Consider the following 19940-nt stretch of genomic DNA (forward strand, 5'->3'; position numbering starts at 1 on the left):
GGACCATGCAACTCGGCGTCACTGTAACCAATTTCGGCCCGGGGACCGATCCCGGCATCCTGCGTGAATGGGCGCGGCTCGCGGAGGGCCTCGGGTTCGGCGTCCTCATGGTGTCGGACCATGTGGCGGTCACCCCGGATGTGGCCGAACGGTACCCGGAGCCGTTCCACGAGCCGTTCACCACCCTGTCGTGGCTGGCCGGTCTCACCACCACGGTGCGGCTGGGCACGACCGTGCTCGTCCTGCCGTACCGGCACCCCCTGTTGGTGGCCCGCATGGCTGCCGGCCTCCACCGGCTGAGTGGCGGTCGCTTCGTCCTCGGGGTGGGCGTCGGCTGGGCCCGTCAGGAATTCGAGGCGCTGGGGGTGCCGTTCACCGCGCGCGGCCGACTGACGGACGAATGTCTTGGCGTCCTGCGGGAAGCCAGGCACGTGGGGCGTCAGGAGGGCGACGTTCCCGTCTGGGTCGGTGGCGACAGCGAGGCGGCCCTGCGGCGCGCCGTGAGGTTCGGTGACGCCTGGCACCCGCTGCGGCTCCCTCTCCCCCGCATGCGTGCGGTGGTGCGACGGCACGCGCTGCCGGGGTTCGCGCCCCGCATCGCCCTGCGCGTGACCAGCGCACCGGTCGACGCCTCCGAACGGCCTGCCGGCGTCGGCACGGTCGAACAGATCCTCGACGATCTCGAGCAGTTGCGCCTGCTGGGCGCGGACACCGTCGTACTCGACCCCTACCACGGAGACCCGGAAGAGACGCGCCGGCCCGAGGCGGCATGGCGGGCACTCACCATCGTGGCCACCCACTGGAGCACTCGATCATGATCACCTCGGCCGACGAGGCCCTTCTGCGGCGTGCCATAGGTATCGCCGCCCGCGCGGTCACCCTGGGCGACGCGCCGTACGGTTCCCTTCTTGCCGGACCGGACGGCACCGTGCTCGCGGAAGCCCACAACACGGTCCGGCGGGACCACGACATCACCGCCCACCCGGAACTGAAGCTCGCACGCTGGGCGGCCCGCGAACTCGACCCGGACACGGCTGCCCGTACCACCCTGTACACGAGCTGCCAGCCGTGCGGCATGTGCGAGGGCGGCATCGTCCGTTCCGGCATCGGCCGGGTCGTCTACGCGCTGTCGACCGAGCAACTCGTCGAGCTCAACCCGCCGTCGGGCGCCTGGCCGACGGTGCCGCACGACGGTCCGGCCCTTCACGACGAGGCGCGCGACCCTGTGGCGGCCTATTACCGGCCCGCCCGATGACCGCATCCGGCAGTCCGTCCGGCACCGAAGGCCGGAAAGGAGTTCGGGCAGATCGGTGAGCGCGAGCGGGACCTGCTCGCCGAGCACACTTCCGTCCCCGGCAGCGGCAGCCGGGCCCTGCACGACTCGACCCCGGCCTGAGCAGGTTCGACCGCCTGATCCGCGGGTCGACCGCACAGCCCCGGCACTGGAATCTTCCTCAGGGCTGACCCCTTAATCGACCCGACGGGCACCATGGCCTTCATCCCGGCGGTACGAGGCAGCGGCGGTCGGATCCGCTGGACTCATCACGTGCGGCAACGGACTGCGGATCAGCCTCGGCATGGTGCTTTTGACGCAGTGTCGCAAGGCTTCGGGATGAATGCCGAGCAGATCGCCGACCTCGCGGATGATCCCGGGCTTCCCCCGGGGTCTGGCGTTGCTTCTCTGCGACCATCCGCACCGCTCGCTCGATCAGCTCCGGTGGGTACTTCCGCTGGGCAGGCATGGACGCATCCTTCCAAGGATCAGCGCCCTCCATCAGACCCGGAGCGGTTCACACGAACCCGCCCCGTATTGGCGTGAGTTCAAGCCACGCGTAACATGTTCACATCAGTTCGGATGCGGCGGGCGGAGCGGGCCTGACCGGTCGATCAGCGCAGTACGGCTGCCACCAGGTCGGCGCCCAGCGTCGCCAGATCGGGCAGGCTGAGGGTGTACCGGACGTAACGGCCGTGCCGCCGAGTCGTGAGCAACCCCGCGCGGCGCAGCACGGCGAGGTGACGTGACACCTCCGGCCGTGAGAGTTCCCAGAAGTGGGCCAGCTCGGCGGTGGTGTGCGGGCCGCGGGCCAGAGTGCGCAGCAGCCGCAGCCGTACCGGATGCGCCAGCGCCTCCAGCCGGAGGGTGACCGTCTCCAGAGAGACGGGCTCGGTCGGACTCGGCTCGGCGACGGGGTACTGCACCACCGGATGCCACCCGGGGGCGTGCACCGCCACCAGGTGCGGGCGGCCGAAGACGCTCGGGATGAAGGTGACCCCGGCGCCCCGGGCGGCGGTCGCCTTGTCCTGCACCTTGTCCACGATGATGCAGTCGCCGTCCGGTGCCAGAGTGACTGCGCCGGAGACCGAGGCGAGGGCCGCCCCGACACCGTGGCGGCGGAGCAGTTCGTTCTTCAGTCGCAGATCGGTTGCGAGCTGTACCGCGACGCTCGCCCAGGCGTCGTCGAAGAAGGCCTCGGAGCACTCTTCGAGGGTGTGGCGCACCCGCGCCCGGACCGTGGCCGGGTCCGCGAGCAGCCGTTCCGCGAAGGCCTCCTGCAATGCGCCGCGGGCCTGGGCCACGTCCAGGGCCCGCTCGCGCGCTGTCACGTCGGTGAGCGGCGACGCCCCCGGGAAATGGACCCGGTTGCTGCCGCACGTGGTGACGAGTGCGGCGGTCACATACGTCTCATCATCGATCCGGTCCACGTCGTCCAGCTCCTCGGCCAGGGTCTGCCGGGGGCGGGCGGGGATCAGGAAGTCGGCCTGTGAGGAACGCCAGAGGAACTCCGCTTCCCTGAGCCGCTCGGCCAGCTCCGGCCGCAGCCCGGCCCAGACGCCCGCGGCCCAGCCGGCGAACTGCGGATGGTGACCCGGTTCGGCCAGCACGTGCAGCACCGCGGTCAGCTCGGCCAGCGGGGAGGCGGCGAACCGCACTCGTTCGGACGGCAGACCGCTGATGTCGATCCTCAACGTCATCCCCCCATCATCACTGCCCGGACAGCCGGGCGACGGCGTCGATTGACGATGTGCGTCAACCGACGTGCCCTGTCCCAGCGGCCGAACCACCGTCTGACGCCATGGCAACCATCGCGAGAATCCAGCCCCGCGCCCTCGTCCGCGCATCCGGAGGCCCCCGCTATGCCGTCGCCCTGGCCGTGGACGCGCTGGGCACCGGCCTGCTGCGGCCTTTTCTGCTGCTCTACGGCGTGACGGTACTGAGGCTGTCCGGACCGGTGACCGGTACCGCCATGACGGCCGGGATCGTCGCGGGTCTGGTGTGCATGCCCGCGGTGGGCCGCTGGCTGGACCGCGGTGCACGCAGCACGGTCGTGGCGGCGTCGATGCTGGTGCGGGTGCTGGGCGTGGCACTGCTGCTGGCCGCTCCGGCAGGACACGTCTGGCTTTTCGCGACGGCGGCACTCTTCCTCGGCATCGGCAACCAGGCGTGGCCTGCCGCCCACGCCGCGCTCGTGGCCACGGTCGCCCACGGCCGGGAACGTGACACCGCCCTCGCAGGGGCCCGCGCCCTGCGCAACGCCGCCCTGGGCGTCGGAGCACTCCTCGCCAGCGTGTGCCTGGCAGGCGGCACCACTGCACTGCGGGCGCTGGCAGCTGTCACAGCGCTCGCCTACCTTGCCGCGGCCGCCTTGGCGTGGTCGGTCCATGTGCACGCAGAGCCGGCGGAGACTGCCCCGGCCGAGGACCGGGACGACGAGCCCGCACCCCGGATGCTCGCGCTGCTTTGCGCCAACGTGATCTACGTCTTCTGCCTCAACGTCCCCGAGATCGCGCTCCCTCTGGTCCTGGTGACGCAGTTGCACGCGTCCCCGGTGTGGTCGGCAGTCGTCTTCGTGGCCAACACGGCACTGGTCGTCACCTTGCAGGTGCCGGTGACCGTCTTCATGTCCCGCTTCCCCCGAAGGACCGTGGTGGTCCTCTCCGGCGTGGTGCTGGCCGCGTCCTACCTCGGCTTCCTCGTGGCCACCTCACTGGGACACGACTGGGGTACCCCGGCAATGGCCACGGTGTCCGTGGTCTGCACGATCGGCGAGATCATCTACGCCGGCAGCGCCACCGCGCTCGTCACCGCACTCGCCCCGGCCCATGTCCTGGGACGCGCCCTCGCTCGCTTCCAGCTCTCCACGGGCTTCGGCCTCGCCGTCTCCCCGGCGGTCATGACCGCTCTCGCACCGCTCGGCCCGGCCGCGCTCTGGGGCAGCCTCGCGGCTGCGACGCTCCTGTCCGCGTCCGCCGTCGCCACCGAGAAGGACCAAGGAACGCGGCCGGGTGTCGGGGCGTGTCGCGCGGGCTGACGATCACGTGCTGTGCGGTCCTGTTGCGGCGTCGGCAACGAACCGTCGGCCTCGTGGACCACGACACATCCCGGGCGCTGTCGCGGCATTGCCGACCCGGGCAGCCGACCCGTAGCTTCGCCCGGAGGGAACACGGGCGTACCAGGTGTTCCGATGACGCGTTCCGACCGAGGAGGGTGTGCCCGTGATGTCCGACAGCGGAGCCGGGGTGCTGGACCTGCGATTCGAGTCGGAGCAGCCGGTTGGTGTCCTCGCAGGGCACGCCGTGATTGTCGTGCGGCCCCCGGCCGACCTCGCCCCCGCGTCCGAGACCGCTCTACGGCTGCGGCTTCGGCTGTTCCGCGCTCGCATTACCTCACTGCGCCGCCGGTTGCCACCTTCGTCGGCTCTGCCGCCCGGTGACCGGTGGGAGGACATGATCCCACGCGTGCATGCCGAGTCGTCACACGTCCTCCATCTGCCGCTCGAAGCCGGGTCACCTGCCGACGGTGCGTTGGAGTACCACCTCAGGTGGGACATGGATCCGTCGGAACGGGATGCCGGGGCCGCGGGGGAGGAGCGGGCTCTGTTCGACGTTCGCCTCCTGGCCCGCCGCCGCGACGCCGACGACACAGTCCTGGCTGCCGGACACATCACAGCCGCCTGGGAGGCACCCCATCCCGTCAGGGACCTCCTGCAACTGGCCCACCTCGCTGCGCACGGTTATCTGCCCCGGCCGCTGGCCGACGCCATCGCGGACCTGGTCCGCGCCAACGGGGAAACGGTGCCCTGGTGCCGGTACTGCGCGCTGTGCTGGGAGTTGGAGGTGCTGACGTACGCCGATCGCGTGCGAGGTCTGGCCGAGCACCACGACGCAACGGACGTCGCCCTCCTCCTGGCCCGATGGGATCCGGGCACGGAACATCCCGACCGCTTGCGCTACCGCCCTTGCCGCTGCCAACTTCTTCGTCTGGGGGCGCAGCCGGACGCAGCGGAGGAGTGGCGGGCCGAGACAGGCGAGGCGTGGTGGGAGGAGAGTCAGGACCCGACCGCCCGAGAACGTGTCGAGGCCCGATTGCGGGAGCAGGTCGACGCCGCCCGGCTCCGGCACCTCGCGCACCGGCACCGGACCCTCGGCGGCAGCTGACACGGGCGCCCGGAAACCGGCCGCCGCGGCGCTGCGCGGCTCATAGGGCGTGAACGGAACAGTCGCCGGCCGGCAGGGCCACCATACGGCTGGTCTGAGCGACGTCGATGCGTACGCCTGCCGTGGGCCTGTCGAAGTAGACGTACGCGGCGTATCCCTCTCCCTGAGAAGTTCCGGTGCGGTAGAACTCGATGTGCTCGACCGGCTCGACGGCGACGAATGACGCGAGAAGCCCTTCCAGGAGGCAATGGGGGCACTCTTCCGCCACACGGAACCGGCGCCGCGACGACCGGCCGTTCAGGTTCGTGGTGACCAACAGGTCGCCACCGGTGTCGAGTTCCAGGCACATCCAGCGCAGCCGAGGTTCGTCGGACAGGCGGTGCAGCTCCTGCTCCACGCCGGTTCTGTCGGACTCCACGGGCGGTGTCAGCGCCCAGATTCGCTCGACCAGCCGGTCCACCCGCTCGGGGCTGTTCAGGAAGCGCAGTATCAGCAGCATCGCGACCAGGTCGGCGAGATACCACGCCATGCGCCAGCCGTGCATGTCGTCGTTGGCGTAAAGCAGCACGCCGACCAGGGCATACAACCCCGGCAACAGGGTGCGCCAGCGGCGTTGCCGGGCCACGCCGTAGTAGGTGGCAAAGGGCACCAAGGCCAGACTCAGCAGCTCCAGCTCTGTCATCCCCACCCCTCTCCCCGCGCCGCACGCGCGAACCCGGGTTGATGATATGGGCAGTTGGCGGAGGGGGGCTGTACGTTCGGCATGGGCGTTTTCAGGTCAGTGCCCACCCAGCTCCGCGACCACCGACGCGATCGCCGGTTCCTTGCCGCCCCCACCAGTCTGCTACTCGGCACGTACGACAACGACGGCCGACTTCAGTACACCGGCCGCACCACCACTCTCGCCCAGGCGCCGAGCAGCACGATCGCCGGGCTACCCACCCAACACAGCCGGTCATCCCTGGACAAGCCGGTCGTTCTCGGCCGGGTGCGGCAGCCGCCAGACGCTGAACGTCACGCTGGTGGAACCCGAGCTGGTGGTGGAAGTAGGCGTCGATGTCGCCCGCGCTGCCTTCGGCCGGTGGCGTCACCCCGCATGCCTGCACCGTGCCCGCCCTGACCTCTCCCCCGCCTGGGTCGCCGCCGTGCTGACGGCGGCACGGGCGCGGCGGCCTCGCCGACGCGCAACCGGCTGAGCGCGCGCCCTGATTCCCGGGCGCGGCCGCGCCACGGCCAGGCAGCGGCGGACGATGTCCCAGGCCAGCTCGCCCTTCGTCGCGAACGTCCGCTCGTCGAGGTGGGCCGTGCATCGTCATGGTCGCGCGGTTGCGGGGCAGCACTTGGGGCGCGGCATGCGGTGAGTCGTCTACGGCTTGAGAACCTGCGGGGTACAGCCTGTAGCGGGCTGCGGTGTGCCCGGGAGCGGTGGGGACGGGGGCCCGGCTGTGCAGGCGGCGCTGGCGCTACCGCCGCCAAGAACGAGCACTCCTACCGGCTCCGGCAGCACCGGTGACCAGTCGCAACGGTCGAGTGCCCCAGTAGTAGATGAGGATCTCCCGTCAGGCGCCGGCCAGCAGGCGCCTGGTGGCGCGGCCGAGCACGACGGCACCGGCCGGCCGCCCCTTCCTGGCAGTCGCCGCGTGGAGGGAGCCGCGGGTATGCCACTGGGCCGGACGTCGGCCGCGTGCTGCAGGACGAAGGTCCTGCATGCACGGGCCTTGGTGCAGCACCACTGAGAGAGGAACACCGTAGGCGCCGCTTTCAGGCGGCCCCGCGTCCGACAGGGCCGGTCAGTCGCGGCGGCTCGCCGACGCCTCCAGCCGCTCGACCAGTTCGGCAGCCATGGCCTTGATGGTTTCCAGCCCCTCGCGCCCCCAGGGCTGCGGGTCCTGGTCGACCACGCAGATGGTGCCCAGCACCACGCCGGTCCTGTCTATCAGCGGTGCGCCCAGGTAGGAGTGGACACCGATCGCGTCGACCACCGGGTTGCCGGCGAACCGCGGGAAATCGCGGATGTCCTCCAGCACCAGCGCCCGGCGGCGCTTGACCACGTGCGGGCAGATGCCCATGTCGATGTCGCGGGGCATGACGCGGTCGGGCACCGGTTCCTCCAGCAACGGCGGCCCCACGTGAGCCGTGGTGTCCTGCGCGGCGCTGTACAGCCCTGCGAAGTACTGGCGGTCGGCGTCGAGGAAGAAGTTGACCCCGGCGTAGCAGCCGCCGGTACGGTGTGCCAGCTCCCGTGCGAAGGCGTCGAGTTCGGCATCCGGGCGAGCATCGATACCCAGCTCGCGCAGCCGCTCGGATCGGGCGCGCACCTGCGGATCCTCCGGGGGGAGGAGCAGATGGCGCAGGGCGATCCCGGACTCAGGCCCGGACGGTGGGTTGGTCGGTGTCGCTGCCATGGGAACTCCTTGTCGTGATCAGATGCTGAACCAGATCGAGCAGCACGCGTATGCCCGAGTTCTGGACGCGGGCGTCGCAGAGCACCACCGGCACCTCCGGCCTGAGGTCGAGCGCGGTCCGCACCTCCTGCGCGCGGTAGCGGTGAGCCCCGTCGAACTCGTTGACGGCGACGACGAAGGGGATGCCGCGCCGCTCGAAGAAGTCCACCGCCGCGAAGGAGTGCTCCAGCCTGCGGGTGTCGGCGAGGACCACCGCTCCGAGCGCTCCCTCGGAGAGTTCGTCCCACATGAACCAGAAGCGCTCCTGCCCGGGCGTGCCGAACAGGTACAGGACGTGGGACGGACTGAGCGTGATCCGGCCGAAGTCCATGGCCACCGTGGTGGTGGCCTTGTTCTCCACTCCGTCCAGCCGGTCCGTGGCCGCGCTGACGGCGGTCAGCATCTCCTCGGTGCTCAGTGGCTCGATCTCGCTGAGCGCGTTGACGAAGGTGGTCTTTCCCACGCCGAAGCCGCCGGCGATCAGCACCTTGACGCCCACCGGCAGGACGTCGGCGGGCAGCGGGTCACAGTCGCTTGAGGAGGCCATCGCGTATCGCTTCCAGGAGGTCTCGATCAGGTCGTGCGCAGGGGCCCGTGAGCGCCGGGCGCGTGTCACCTGCGACCACCGCGCCTCCCTCGGCCAGATCGGACAGCAGTACCTTGACCACGGCGGCGGGCACCTGCATCCGGGCCGCGACCTCGGCCACGCTCACCGGCTGTTCGCACAGCGCCAGGACCTGCGCATGCTCCAGGCCGTAGGCGCCCTGCGTCTGGGCGCCGGTGGCCCGCACCGTGGTCACCAGTGTGAAGTGGGACGTGGCCCTGGTCCGGCCGTCGCTCACGGTGTAGGGACGGACCAGCCGTCCGGCCGCTTCGTCGAGCTGCGGTCCGTCTGGGAGGACCGGCGTCATCGGTCACCCCACCGGGTGCCGGGGCGGTGTGGCCAGGTGCGGACGCACGCTCTTCACCATCATCCCCATCTCGTAGCCCAGTACCGCCGCGTCCGCATCGCGTCCGGCCAGCACCGCCAGCACCGCGCCGTGCCCGGCGGACGAGACGAACAGCAGCGAGGAGCTGAGCTCCGTCACGATCTGTCGCACGTCACCGCCGTCGTCGAAGTGCCGGCCCGCGCTGCGCGCCAGCGAGTACAGCCCACTGGCGAGCGCGGCCAACTGGTCCGCGGCGTCCTTGTCGAGCCCCTCGGCTGCCTTCACCAGCCCGTCCGAGGACAGCAACAACGCGCTTCGGGTGTGCGGCACCCGGTTCACCAGACCCGTCAACAGCCAGGAAAGGTCTTCACTCGCCACGATCTCTGTACTCCTCTTCGGCAGAAGGAAACGTTTTGCTGCACGGACCTGGGGCCTTCACGGCGGCCTCGGTCATCAGGGCGTCTGCGCTTCCTCGGCCCTGCGTAGTCCGGTCTGGAACGCGGCCATCAGGCCGGGGTCGTGCGCGATGTCCTCGGCAGCACCGGCGCCGCGGCCCGGCTGCGGCGCCTCGGCGGCATGGTCCTGGCGGCGGCGTTGAGGCAGCCGCGGGCGGTCGTCCTCGCTGTCGGAGCAGGCCGGAGCGTGCTCGGGTCCGGGATCGGACACGCTCGGATCCGCACCGACGCCCGCCTCTGCCGCCCGGGGGTCCACCGCCTCGGTCTCCCCCGAGCCGTGCGGCTCCGCGTCAGAAGCCGGGACGGTGTGGAGCGCCGGAGCGGGAGCTGCCGGCTGCGGACCGAGCAGTGCCTGGGGCAGCACCATGACGGCCTGGGTGCCGCCGTAGACGTTGCTCTGCAACTGCACGGCGATGTCGTGCCGCTGAGCCAGGACGGAGACCACGTACAGGCCGATGCGGCCGTCTTGCAGCAGTTCGCCGAGCGCGACCTTGTCGGGTGCACTCAAAACGGTGTTCATCTGTCCGCGCTCGGCCGCGGACATGCCCAGGCCCCGGTCCTCGACCTCGATCGCCACCCCCGCGGCGACGGGCTCCACCCGCACGTGCACGGTGGTCTGGGGCGGTGAGAAGACCGTCGCGTTCTCCAGTAGCTCGGCCAGCAGATGGACGACGTCGACCACGGCGTGGCCGCTGACCGATCCCTCGACGGGCGGGACCAGCTTGACCCGGGCGTACTGGTCGATCTCGGCGACGGCGGAACGCAGCACGTCGGTCAGGCTGACGGGGCGGGTCCACTGGCGGTGGGTGTTCGCGCCGCCGAGCACGGCCAGGTTCTCGGCGTAGCGGCGGATCCGGGTGGACAGGTGGTCCACCCGGAACAGCCCCTTGAGCAGGTCGGGGTCCTCGACCTCGTTCTCCAGGGCGTCCAGCAGGACGATCTCGCGGTGCACCAGGGACTCCAGACGGCGCGCCAGGTTGGCGAACACCTCGAACTGCTCCAGCCGGGAGTGGTGTTCCGCACCGATCGCGGAGGCGGCGGTCTCCAGCAGGGCTGCCTCCGCGTCGTGCCGGGCCACAGCGATCTCGAATCCGAGGCGGGAGAGTTCGTCCGGGCCGGTCTGCGGCGGGAGTTCCGGCCGGCGCCGCACAGGCCGCTGACCGGCCCGCAACCGACGGCACAGCGATTCCAGTTCGGCCCTGCCCTCGGCTGTGGCACGGGTCAACTCGGCCAGCTCGGCACGGTTTCGGTCGGCTGCGCGGGACAGCTCCGCCCAGTGCTTGGTGACTGCTCGCGCCTGCGCCGAAGCCCGTATGCCCGCGACCGCGACCGCCAGTGTGCCGATGAGTCCCACGCCGCCGAACAGCGCGCCCTGGTACGCCCGGTCCAGGTGGCCATCGCAGGCCAGCGCGGTGGCCACCGCACCGGTCACGGCGACCACGCCCGGCGGCAGCACGGACGACACCACCAGACGCCGTCTCAAGGACCCGGCCGGCGACTCGGCCGTCACACGGGACGTCACGGGCGACGCTGGCCGGTCGTCCGGCGGCATGGAAGGATCAGGCATATCAGTCCCCGGACAGTACGATGATCAGGCCGAGCGCGCACGTTATCGCGCACCGGGACCCCGGTGTCAGCCCTGGCGCGGTAAGAAATCGAACCGTTGTACTTTGAACGCTTTCCGAAGCTGCGGTTCCAGACCCGCGAGTGGGGGCAAGGTCACCAGCACGGGGCCGGCGTCGTGCCCGCGGCCGTCACCAGCAGGCTGTGCGCAATCGCCGCGCCTCCACGGCGAATTCCGTCGGGCAGCGAGCCGGGCGGGGTCAGCCGTTGCGGTCCCGTACCCGGACCGCGCCCGAAGCGTCGATGCGGTCCACGCCCGTGGCCCGATCCCAGACCACCCAGCCATCCGCCTCGATGAACACCAACCGGTGCCAAGGGATGTCGCCGCCGGGCACGAAGGACGTCAGGGGGATGGGTTGGACGGCACCCCCGCGCCGGCTGATCCCCAGCACGAACCGGGCCGGGTCGAACCGCGGGTCCCAGCGGATGCGGTGGTAGATCTCGTCACTGGTTCGCATCACGCCTCCTCTCCGGCCGTCACACCTCTACCTCCACGATGCCCCCGCCCTCGGCAGCGCTTCCTCACTCACCCGGGCACCGGCCCGCCCGCTAGGAGCCCACTGCCAAGGACGGACGCCGTCATGCTGCGATCACAGGCACTCGGGCGCCCGCTCCGGGCTGCCTGGACCTAAATCTCGCGGGCTGGGCCGATGTCGTGATGCGGCAGCGGGAACTCGTCCCAAAGGGTCTCTGAGCGGATCTCCCCGGCGAGAACGGCCACCAGAAAGCGGGTCACCGTCATTCGGCGGCGCGCGAGCACGGCACGGCGAACCAATACAACCGACCATGCCGGCGACCATCCTCGGCACCGGAGTGTCATGTCACCGGGCGCGGGCGCACTCAATCGCCTGCTCCTGCGTTCCGTCGTCCTCACTGGACACCACAGCGCGCGCTGGCTGTTGCCGGCAGGGCACCGGCAGCACGCGCCGCGCTACTCCCCCGGCTACCCCACCACCGGGGCGCGCATCAAGTGGACCGCCACCGCGGTCGACCTCGTCTTCAGCTCACACTCCCAGCTCCGAGCCCCCTCCGAGGTGTATGCCTCGCACGTGACTTCGTGGCCGCCTGGGACAAGGTCATGAACCTCGACCGGTTCCGCCTGCGCTGAGTCCGACGGACAAGGGCCGACCGCGCGCATGAGCCGTACGTCGCACCGGCCCCCTCTTGTCTCCGGCGGCACGGCACCCGTACGCTCACCCTCCGTACCGACTGGCTGGTATGCCCCGTGGGGGCGTGGAACGCGACGACGGCAGTGACAACCACGGCAAGCTGGTGCTGAAGATCGCGGACTGACCGGCTGAGGGGAGGGAGAATCCGGTGAAAGCACTGACCTACCACGGCCGTCACGACATCCGCTACGAGGATGTCCCCGACCCGGCCGTCACCAGCCCCACGGACGCGGTGGTGCAGGTGACCGCGGCCGGCATCTGCGGCAGCGACCTGCACATCTACCGCGGCAACCCGTTCAGCCCGGAACTGGGCTACACACCGGGACACGAGTGCGTCGGCGTGGTCGTCGACACCGGCGACCAGGTCACCCGCTTCAGGCCCGGGGACCGGGTTCTGGTGCCCGCCTCGGTCGGCTGTGCCCAATGCCGGTCGTGCGCCGCCGGGTTCACCGCCCGGTGCGAGCGCGCCAAGTCCAGCACGGAACTGTGCTACGGAGTGAGCCCGCAGCTCCCGGGCAGCCAGGCCAAGGCCCTCGCGGTGCCGTACGCCGATGTCAATCTGGTGCACCTGCCGGAGGACATCTCCGACGAAGCCGCCGTCGTCCTGACGGACAACGCCCCCACGGCCTGGTACGGCTGCCGCCGTGCCCGCATCCAGCCCGGTGAGACCGTCCTGGTCATCGGCCTCGGCCCGGTCGGCCTCATGGCCGCCCAGTCCGCCTTCGCGATGGGCGCCGCGCGGGTGCTGGGCACGGACCTGGTCGCGGAGCGCCGCGCCTTCGCCGCCACCCTGGGTGTGGAGCCGGTCGAGGGCGAGGACGCGCGGACTGCCATACGCGAGATGACCGGCGGACGCGGGCCGGACGCCGTGGTGGAGGCTGTGGGCTCGGACGCCACCATCAAGCTCGCCCTCAAGGCCGTCCGGCAGGCCGGCCGGGTCAGCGTCGTCGGGGTCAGCCAGAGCAAGGCATTTCCCTTCCACATGGGAATGGCGCAGATCAAGGAACTCGAGTTCGCCATCGGGCTGTGCTCGGTGCATTACGAACTCCCTCCCCTGATCGCCCTCACCCGTGCCGGCCGGATCAGGCCCGAGGCCGTGGTCTCCCACCGCTTCGGCCTCTCCGAAGGCCCGGCGGCGTACGAGCTGTTCGCAGGCCGCTCCGACGGCGTCCGCAAGATCGTTCTCGACCCCACCCGCTGATCTCCGGCGCAGGCCCGCGAACCGGGTCTCGCCGGTGATCGGACCGTTCCGAGGCCACCCGAGCGACCGGACGGGTCCTTAATAGTCCAGTCCGGTTTCGTGATCCATCCGGTGGGCTCGTCGGCGGTCCGTCGTCGGGAGTGGTTGCGCGGGGCTGTTGCCTGGTGGTGTCTGCGTCGGATGGGCCGGGGCGAGCGAGTGTCATCTTTCCGGCAACACTGCCGAGCCGGTCGAGGCGACTGTCGAGGATGAACGTGGCTGGCGCGGTGCGTCGCAGCGTGAGCGGTCCCGGTCACCGCGAGGCGGATGCCGAGCTATAGTCACGAGGTCGCGAAAAACGATGTTCCGCGGTCCACCCGCCGGACATCGCTCGTACATCGATGCAGATGGTTCTGATCGGTGAGCGTCTCCTTGCCGAGATCGGGCATCCCGTCCGCTTTTGGCGCTGACCATCGCCGGCACGTGTCGGCGCTACAGAGGAGCGCAGCATGCAGAAGACCATCGCCATTGTCGGAGCGGGACTGGGCGGGCTGACGCTCGCGCGGGTGCTTCAGGCTCACGGCGTCGCCGCGACGATCTACGAGGGTGAGGCTTCGGCGACGACCCGTGCACAGGGCGGCCTGCTTGACATCCACGAAGAGACCGGACAGGTCGCGCTTCACGCAGCTGGTCTGTACGACGAGTTCCTCACTCTGGTCCGCCCGGGCGAGGACGCCAAGCGTGTGGTCGACCACCACGGCACGATCCTGTTCGACATGCCTGCGGACCCCGATTCGGCCCGTCCTGAGGTGGACCGTGGCGAACTCAGGCGCCTGCTCGTCGACTCGTTGGCGCCCGGGACGATCAGGTGGGGTCACAAGGTCACCTCGGTCCGGTACCTTCCGGAGGGCGGCTACGTCCTCACCTTCGCAGAAGGTTCCGCCTCGCGCGCCGACATCGTCATCGGCGCGGACGGTGCCTGGTCGAAGCTGCGTCCGCTGCTCACCCCCGCCAAGCCTGTCTACAGCGGAACCTGCTTCATCGAGATCGGCCTCGCCTCGGGCGGTCAGGACTGTCGGGCGAGCGTGGCCGCGATCGGCAGCGGCACGCTGATGGCAGTCGCGCCGGGCAAAGGCATCATCGCGCATCGCTACGCCGACGGGCACGTGCGCGGATACGTGGCGCTGAACAAGCCCGAGGGGTGGATGAGGTCGATCGACTTCGGCGACCCGTCCGCCGGCCTCCGTCGACTTGCCGACGAGTTCGACGGCTGGTCGCCGCTGCTCACCGCCTTCGTGACACAGAGCGACGTGGAACCGTGGCTCCGACCCATCTACGCCCTGCCCGTCGGGCTCACATGGGACAGGGTGCCCGGCGTGACGCTCGTCGGCGACGCCGCGCATCTGATGTCGCCCTTCGCCGGCGAGGGTGCGAACCTCGCCATGTACGACGGCGCAGACCTGGCGAGCAAGCTGGTCGAGCAACCCGACATCGAGGTCGCGCTCACCACCTACGAAGAGCCGCTGTTCCTGCGTAGTGGCGACGCCGCCAGCCGCTCGGCGCAGAACCTGGAGATCTTCTTCGGCCAGGAAGCACCGCGGAGCGTAGTCACTCTGTTCGATCGCTCCTGACACCTCAGTCCGGGTTCGCGATCTTGTCGCGGACCCGGCAGGGAACGGGCCCGGCCATCACATGATCATCGGGCGTTGTCTCGACTCTTGAAGATCGTGCGATGGCTGCACGGCATAGCCCAGATCCTGCCCGTTGGTGGGCGATGTTCGACCAGGTCATGGCCCGGATCACGGCCCGGTTCCGGCGGGTTGAGCCCCGCGCGTCAGCCCGCTCCTACCTGCTCGGGCTGCCGTCGGGCGTGGAGCGGAAGAACTGCTGGCAGATGGCCGAGCAAGCGGGCTATACGCGACCCGGGTCGTTGCAGCGTCTACTGCGCTATGCCTGCTGGGACGCGGTCCGCGACGACCTGCGTTCCTACGCCGCCGAACACCTCGCCGCCCCCGACGGTGTCCTGATCGTGGACGAGACCGGCTTCCTGACGAAGGGCCGGTCCTCGGCAGGGGTGCAGAGGCAGTACACCGGCACTGCGGGACGCATCGAGAACTCCCAGGTCGGCGTTTTCCTTGCGCTGGCAACCAGCCGGGGACGTGCTCTGAGCGACCGTCGGCTTCACCTGCCCGAGCACTCATGGGCCGGTGATCCAGAACGCCGCCACGCTGCCGGAATACCCGACGAAGTGCGGTTCCAGACCAACCCCTGCCTGACCGGGGAGATGATCGCCGCAGCGCTGGACGCCGGAATCACCGCGCCCTGGGTGACCGGTGACGAAGCCTGCGACCAGGACCCACGTCTCCGCGCCGTAACCTGGGTTCCCCGTCCGCGCCGATGAGGCCGCCCGCGTGGGGCAGACAGACCAGCCGGACGCGGCTGTCGGGGCGCGCGTGGAACCTGCGGAGCCAGAGGCCGTTGTCCTCGGCGAGCGGGGAATTCTCGGAAGCGTTCCTTTTCGGTTTCGGTTCGACCGCCCACCGTGGCGGGGCGTTCGCCGGGAGGAGAGGGTGGCGGGGCTCGGGCGGGCCCCGCCCACCGCTGGTCAGGAAGCCGCGACATCCTCCTTGAGGATCCGCTCGACGTTCCGCTCCGCCAGCGCCGTGATGGTCACGAACGGGTTGACGCCGATACTGCCGGGGATGAGCGAACCGTCGGTGACGTAGAGGTTCTTGTATCCGGCGACGCGGCCGTAGTTGTCGGTGGCCTTGCCGAGGACGCACCCGCCGAGCGGGTGGTAGCAGAAGTCGTCGGCGAAGGCCTTGATCTGCTTGCCGAAGAGGTCGTACCGGTACATGGTGGCGTTCGCCTTGTTGATGCGGTCGAACAGCGACTTCGCGGCTGCGACCGCCGGCGCGTTCTGGTCCCGGGTCCAGCGCAGGTCCGCACGGTCCTTGGCGGAGTCGTAGACGAAGGAGCCGCGCTCCGGGTTCTTGGTGATGGCCAGGTAGAGGCTGACCCAGGTCTCGACACCCGCCGGCATGGGGGCGATCTCGGCGAAGACGGGGGTGTCCGGGTTGTCCCAGTCGTCGATGCCGAGGGCGGGGATCGACGACTGCTTGGTGCCCGTGGGGTTCCACAGGTGGTTGGCGCGGGCGGTCATGACGTTGCCGTTGGGGCCCCAGCCTCCGCCGACCTCGGAGCTGAGGTTCGGGAGGGTGCCGGTCTCCCGGGCGCGCAGCAGCAGTTCGGTCGAGCCGAGGCTGCCCGCGCCGAGGAAGAGGTGGCGGCAGGAGACCTCCTTGGTCGCGAGCAGCTTGCCGCCGGTGTCCCGCTGTTCGACGCTCAGCAGGTAGGTGCCGTCGCTCTGCTGACGGATCGTCTTGACCTGGTGCAAGGTCTCGATGGTGACCTTTCCGGTGCCCAAGGCGGCCGCCAGGTAGCTCTTGTCGAGTGAGACCTTGCCGTGGTTGTTGCCGTAGATGACCTCGGCGGCCAGTGCGGACTTGGGCACCGCGCCGTCCGCCTCGCGGCGCATGTAGTCCCAGTCGTAGACGTTGGGCACGAAGGTGGTGCCCAGGCCCGCGTTCGAGGCCTGCTGCCGTGAGACACGCGCGAACGTGTACCAGTCGGTCTCCTCGAACCAGCCCTTGTCGACGGTGTTGACCCGGAGGGCGGAGTTCGCGCGCGGGAAGTACGTGGTGTACATCTCGTCGGCGTCGACCTGGGGCAGCACCTCCTCGAAGTACGACCGCCGGGGCGTGACCGCCATGCCGCCGTTGACGAGCGATCCGCCGCCCACACCGCGTCCCACGTACACGGACATCTGGTCGAAGTTGACCCGGTCCAGGACACCCGCATAGGGCTCGATGTCCCGGTTGGCGAGGTCGAGCCACAGGAAGGAGCCGAGCGGGGCCTCGGTGCGGGTCTTGAACCAGCTGGAGCGCTTGTCGGGTCCCAGCATCCCGCAGAACACGTTGCCGTCCGGACCCGGCTGGTTCCACAGCCGGCCCATCTCCAGCATCAGGGTGGGGACCCCTGCCTCGCCGAGACGCAGGGCGGAGACGGCCGCGCCGTAACCGGTGCCGACCACGACGGCGGGGACGAACGTGCCGCCGGCTGCGGTGGCCGCGGCCGCCCGGGGCGCGGCGGTGATCGTGGTCTGCCCCGCGAGTGCGGCAGCGCCCAAGGCCGTCAGGCCGAGCATGCGGCGGCGCGAGAGAGGCTGATGTGCGTTCACGCTGTGGCTCCTGAACTTCGGGGAACGGGAACGGGACGAAGAAGGACGAACAAGGACGACGGAGGACGACGGAGCATGAGGGAGGCCGGCCGGAGCGGTGGGCTGAAGGGCGGGCGCTCCGTGAGCGGCGGGTTGGGCGGTACCGCGTTCGGACCGGGTGAGCGCTGCCGCAGCCACCGGCGTGAGCGGGCGCCCGGCGCGGGCCGGGGGCGCGTTCACTTCACGAAGTCGTCCACGACCTCGGGGGGCCAGGTTCCGACCTTGAGCACGCCCAGGGAGTAGGCACGGGAGACCAGCGCGGCGCGGTTGGGTACCTTCAGCTTCCGCAGCAGGCAGGTGACGTGGTATTCGACGCCCTGCCGGCTGAGGTAGAGGCGTGCCGCCAAGGGGACCGTGGAGACGCCGGCCGCGATGCCTTCGAGGATGCGGGCGTCCATCGCGGAGAGGATCTTCCTGCGTTGGGGCACCACGCGTGTCCCCTCGGCGTCACCGGCCGTGGGCATCATGACCAGGATCGCGGTCGTGTCGGGCAGGCCACCGCGGACCGCGACCGCGGTGAGGGGAACGGTGAAGGCGGACTCCTCGCCAGGTCCCACGGCAATGACGGGCGTGACGAATCGCTGGTGCTTCCCTTCCAGCAAATTGGAGAATTGGCGTACCAGTGGCTGCTGCACGCTCGGGTGCACCACGTCACGGAAATTGCGGCCGCAGATGTCCTCGGACGAGCCGTTGAACTGCCGGAAGAACTCCTGGTTCGCCTGCTGGATGGTCAGGGTTTTATCGAGGGTCGCCATGCACAGGCCCGGAGCTGCAGGTGCTGGACTCAGCAAGAGAGGCCTCCCTGTCGGAAAAACTTGAGCGCGAAATCAATTCGGAGGCTGGTGAGCGGCCGTGAAGGCCGTCAACAGGGGCGTCGTCGGCCCTGGGACCAGCGGTGTCTCCAGACGCCGCACATCCTGCGCCACCCGCCTTGCGGGGTCCTGGTCGAGCCGCTGACGGCACCTTGCCGTCGGCCGCCGTCGCTTTCCGGACCCGCCGTCGAAATCCTTGCCGCACACCTGCCGCTTTCTTGCCAATCGGTGGATCTCCAGCCTGGAAGGCGCTTTCCCTATGTCAAGATCCACAGAAGACGGTGCGCGACCGGCCCGTTCGAAACCGCCCGTCGGCCAGCCCTATCCGCGAGAAAGACGAGGACCAGTCATGCCCACACATCCGACCGCAAAGGTGTTACCCGCGGCAACCTTCCAGGCCGAGCCCTTATTAAGCGTTCTGGGGCCCATGACGGCGCGGCGGAACGGGGAGGAACTGCCGCTCGGCCCGCCCCGCCGGCGCACGCTGCTCGCCCTGCTGCTCGTCCGCCTCGGCCGCGTGGTGCCCACCGAGCTGCTCGTCGAGGAGCTGTGGGGTGACGAAGCGCCCCGTCACGCCGTCGCCACGCTCCAAAGCCATGTCTCCCATCTGCGCCGGGCCCTGCAGACAGCGACGGGATCGGGCCACCTTTCGGTGCTGCGCCACCGGACGCACGGTTACGTCCTCGATCTCGAGCCCGAACACGTCGACGCCTATCGCTTCGAGCGTCTGGTCACCGACGGACGGCGGTTGCTGGAACAGCGTGATCCGCGCGCCGCGCACGCCCGGCTCACCGAGGCCCTGGGGCTGTGGCGCGGCTCGCCGTACGCGGAGTTCGACGGCCATCCGCCGCTCAGCGACGAGTGCGCCCGGCTCGAACAGATCCGGCTCACCGGGGTGGAGTCCTGCGCGGAGGCGCGGCTGGCCCTCGGCGCGGCCGAGGAGGTCGCCGCCGAGCTGGACGGGGAGGCGCGCCGGCATCCCACGCGGGAGCGGCTGGTCGGCCACCTCATGACGGCGCTGTCCCGGCTCGGGCGGCAGGCCGAGGCGCTCGAGGTGTACGAGCGGACGCGCAGCCATCTGATCGAGGAGTTCGGCGTGGACACTGCCGCCGAACTACGGCGCGTCAGACACGCGATCCTGCGCCAGGAGCCGGGAGCGGGTCTCCCCTCGAAGAAGCCGTCCACCACACCACTCGGTTCCACCGGAGCGTCCCACGTCCCGCCCGTGACCAACGGGACCGGTGACGACGGCGTGCCGGGCTCCGGCGGCTCCGGTGACGGCGGGGCGGCCGCGCCCCCGGGGCAGGGCCGAACGGTGGCACCCGACGTCGCGGGCGGGCCGGCAGACTGCGGCTCAGCCGTCGCACACGAGGGGCGCGAAGAGGCCGACGCCCACCCGGGGGCACGAACCGATGTGCCGCCGGACGCACGGGCGGACGCCGCCGGCACGCGAGCCGGGACGGCCGCGTGGCGGCCTCTGCCCGGGCACGAACCCGAGCCGGCAGCCGCCCCGGAGGCCGTCGGCGACCACCTTCACCCGGGCCAGCTGGGCGAGCACCCAGAAGATCAGCGCGCCGGTGAGGACGAAGCTGAGCCGCTCCCCCGGGCCGAGC

At 70.4% G+C, this 19940-nt stretch carries 15 protein-coding genes and 5 pseudogenes; 8 read left to right on the forward strand and 12 right to left on the reverse strand.

The genetic code is table 11. The features are described 5' to 3' along the window. The first annotated feature begins 5 nt into the window (after positions 1-5). Positions 6-818, forward strand: a complete 813-nt coding sequence (locus ABZ923_RS28500; RefSeq protein ID WP_361476866.1) for an LLM class flavin-dependent oxidoreductase — start codon at positions 6-8, stop codon at positions 816-818. Further along, the gene (locus ABZ923_RS28505) at positions 815-1255 is read left to right on the forward strand and encodes a nucleoside deaminase (protein ID WP_361476868.1); all 441 of its coding nucleotides are present in this window, start codon (positions 815-817) and stop codon (positions 1253-1255) included. Before ABZ923_RS28500 ends, ABZ923_RS28505 begins: the two co-directional genes overlap by 4 nt. Before the next feature lie 632 nt (positions 1256-1887). On the opposite strand, the gene ABZ923_RS28510 is transcribed toward ABZ923_RS28505, so the two are convergent. After that, positions 1888-2973, reverse strand: a complete 1086-nt coding sequence (locus ABZ923_RS28510) for a helix-turn-helix domain-containing protein (protein WP_361476870.1) — start codon at positions 2971-2973, stop codon at positions 1888-1890. Positions 2974-3074: 101 nt separating this feature from the next. Between ABZ923_RS28510 and ABZ923_RS28515 the strand changes: the two genes are divergently transcribed. Then, a complete protein-coding gene (locus ABZ923_RS28515; protein ID WP_361476872.1) occupies positions 3075-4310 on the forward strand; it encodes an MFS transporter in 1236 nt (411 codons plus the stop codon). A gap of 184 nt (positions 4311-4494) precedes the next feature. Beyond that, complete coding sequence (locus tag ABZ923_RS28520; protein ID WP_361476874.1) at positions 4495-5436, forward strand: hypothetical protein; 942 nt, start codon at positions 4495-4497, stop codon at positions 5434-5436. Between the two features lie 40 nt (positions 5437-5476). On the opposite strand, the gene ABZ923_RS28525 is transcribed toward ABZ923_RS28520, so the two are convergent. From ABZ923_RS28525 to ABZ923_RS28555, 7 genes and pseudogenes are all read right to left on the reverse strand, one after another. Next, positions 5477-6118: a hypothetical protein gene (locus ABZ923_RS28525; protein WP_361476876.1), complete on the reverse strand. Its 642-nt coding sequence runs from the start codon at positions 6116-6118 to the stop codon at positions 5477-5479. A 1108-nt stretch (positions 6119-7226) separates the two neighbouring features. Continuing rightward, positions 7227-7841: a GAF domain-containing protein gene (locus ABZ923_RS28530; protein ID WP_361476878.1), complete on the reverse strand. Its 615-nt coding sequence runs from the start codon at positions 7839-7841 to the stop codon at positions 7227-7229. Continuing rightward, on the reverse strand, positions 7804-8427 hold the full coding sequence (locus ABZ923_RS28535; RefSeq protein WP_361476880.1) for an ATP/GTP-binding protein: 624 nt from the start codon (positions 8425-8427) through the stop codon (positions 7804-7806). Before ABZ923_RS28535 ends, ABZ923_RS28530 begins: the two co-directional genes overlap by 38 nt. After that, the gene (locus ABZ923_RS28540; RefSeq protein WP_361476882.1) at positions 8405-8791 is read right to left on the reverse strand and encodes a DUF742 domain-containing protein; all 387 of its coding nucleotides are present in this window, start codon (positions 8789-8791) and stop codon (positions 8405-8407) included. Before ABZ923_RS28540 ends, ABZ923_RS28535 begins: the two co-directional genes overlap by 23 nt. Positions 8792-8794: 3 nt before the next feature. Beyond that, positions 8795-9187: a roadblock/LC7 domain-containing protein gene (locus ABZ923_RS28545; RefSeq protein WP_361476884.1), complete on the reverse strand. Its 393-nt coding sequence runs from the start codon at positions 9185-9187 to the stop codon at positions 8795-8797. Positions 9188-9262: 75 nt separating this feature from the next. After that, on the reverse strand, positions 9263-10786 hold the full coding sequence (locus ABZ923_RS28550; protein WP_361476886.1) for an ATP-binding protein: 1524 nt from the start codon (positions 10784-10786) through the stop codon (positions 9263-9265). Positions 10787-11102: 316 nt separating this feature from the next. Beyond that, a pseudogene (locus tag ABZ923_RS28555) lies at positions 11103-11345 on the reverse strand (DUF504 domain-containing protein); the annotation flags it as partial. A gap of 859 nt (positions 11346-12204) precedes the next feature. Between ABZ923_RS28555 and ABZ923_RS28560 the strand changes: the two are divergent. The 3 genes and pseudogenes from ABZ923_RS28560 to ABZ923_RS28570 all read left to right on the forward strand — a co-directional run. Then, the gene (locus ABZ923_RS28560; RefSeq protein ID WP_361476888.1) at positions 12205-13257 is read left to right on the forward strand and encodes an alcohol dehydrogenase catalytic domain-containing protein; all 1053 of its coding nucleotides are present in this window, start codon (positions 12205-12207) and stop codon (positions 13255-13257) included. A gap of 488 nt (positions 13258-13745) precedes the next feature. After that, complete coding sequence (locus ABZ923_RS28565; RefSeq protein ID WP_361476890.1) at positions 13746-14867, forward strand: NAD(P)/FAD-dependent oxidoreductase; 1122 nt, start codon at positions 13746-13748, stop codon at positions 14865-14867. Between the two features lie 143 nt (positions 14868-15010). Next, positions 15011-15607: pseudogene (locus ABZ923_RS28570) on the forward strand (transposase); the annotation flags it as partial. A 31-nt stretch (positions 15608-15638) separates the two neighbouring features. Here ABZ923_RS28570 and ABZ923_RS28575 read toward each other — a convergent pair. The 3 genes and pseudogenes from ABZ923_RS28575 to ABZ923_RS28585 form a co-directional block, all read right to left on the reverse strand. After that, a pseudogene (locus tag ABZ923_RS28575) lies at positions 15639-15725 on the reverse strand (thioesterase); the annotation flags it as partial. Positions 15726-15841: 116 nt separating this feature from the next. Continuing rightward, positions 15842-17443, reverse strand: a complete 1602-nt coding sequence (locus ABZ923_RS28580; protein ID WP_361476894.1) for a GMC oxidoreductase — start codon at positions 17441-17443, stop codon at positions 15842-15844. Between the two features lie 248 nt (positions 17444-17691). Next, positions 17692-18270 carry a LuxR C-terminal-related transcriptional regulator gene (locus tag ABZ923_RS28585; RefSeq protein ID WP_361476892.1) on the reverse strand — a complete coding sequence of 193 codons (579 nt, stop codon included), beginning with the start codon at positions 18268-18270 and terminating at the stop codon, positions 17692-17694. Positions 18271-18754: 484 nt separating this feature from the next. Here ABZ923_RS28585 and ABZ923_RS28590 point away from each other — a divergent pair. Beyond that, positions 18755-19408: pseudogene (locus ABZ923_RS28590) on the forward strand (AfsR/SARP family transcriptional regulator); the annotation flags it as partial. Positions 19409-19846: 438 nt separating this feature from the next. Here the strand turns inward: ABZ923_RS28590 and ABZ923_RS28595 are convergent. Beyond that, positions 19847-19940: pseudogene (locus ABZ923_RS28595) on the reverse strand (PH domain-containing protein); the annotation flags it as partial.

Origin of the sequence: Streptomyces sp. NPDC046881 (assembly GCF_040645015.1) — a bacterium.
Taxonomy (GTDB): domain Bacteria; phylum Actinomycetota; class Actinomycetes; order Streptomycetales; family Streptomycetaceae; genus Streptomyces.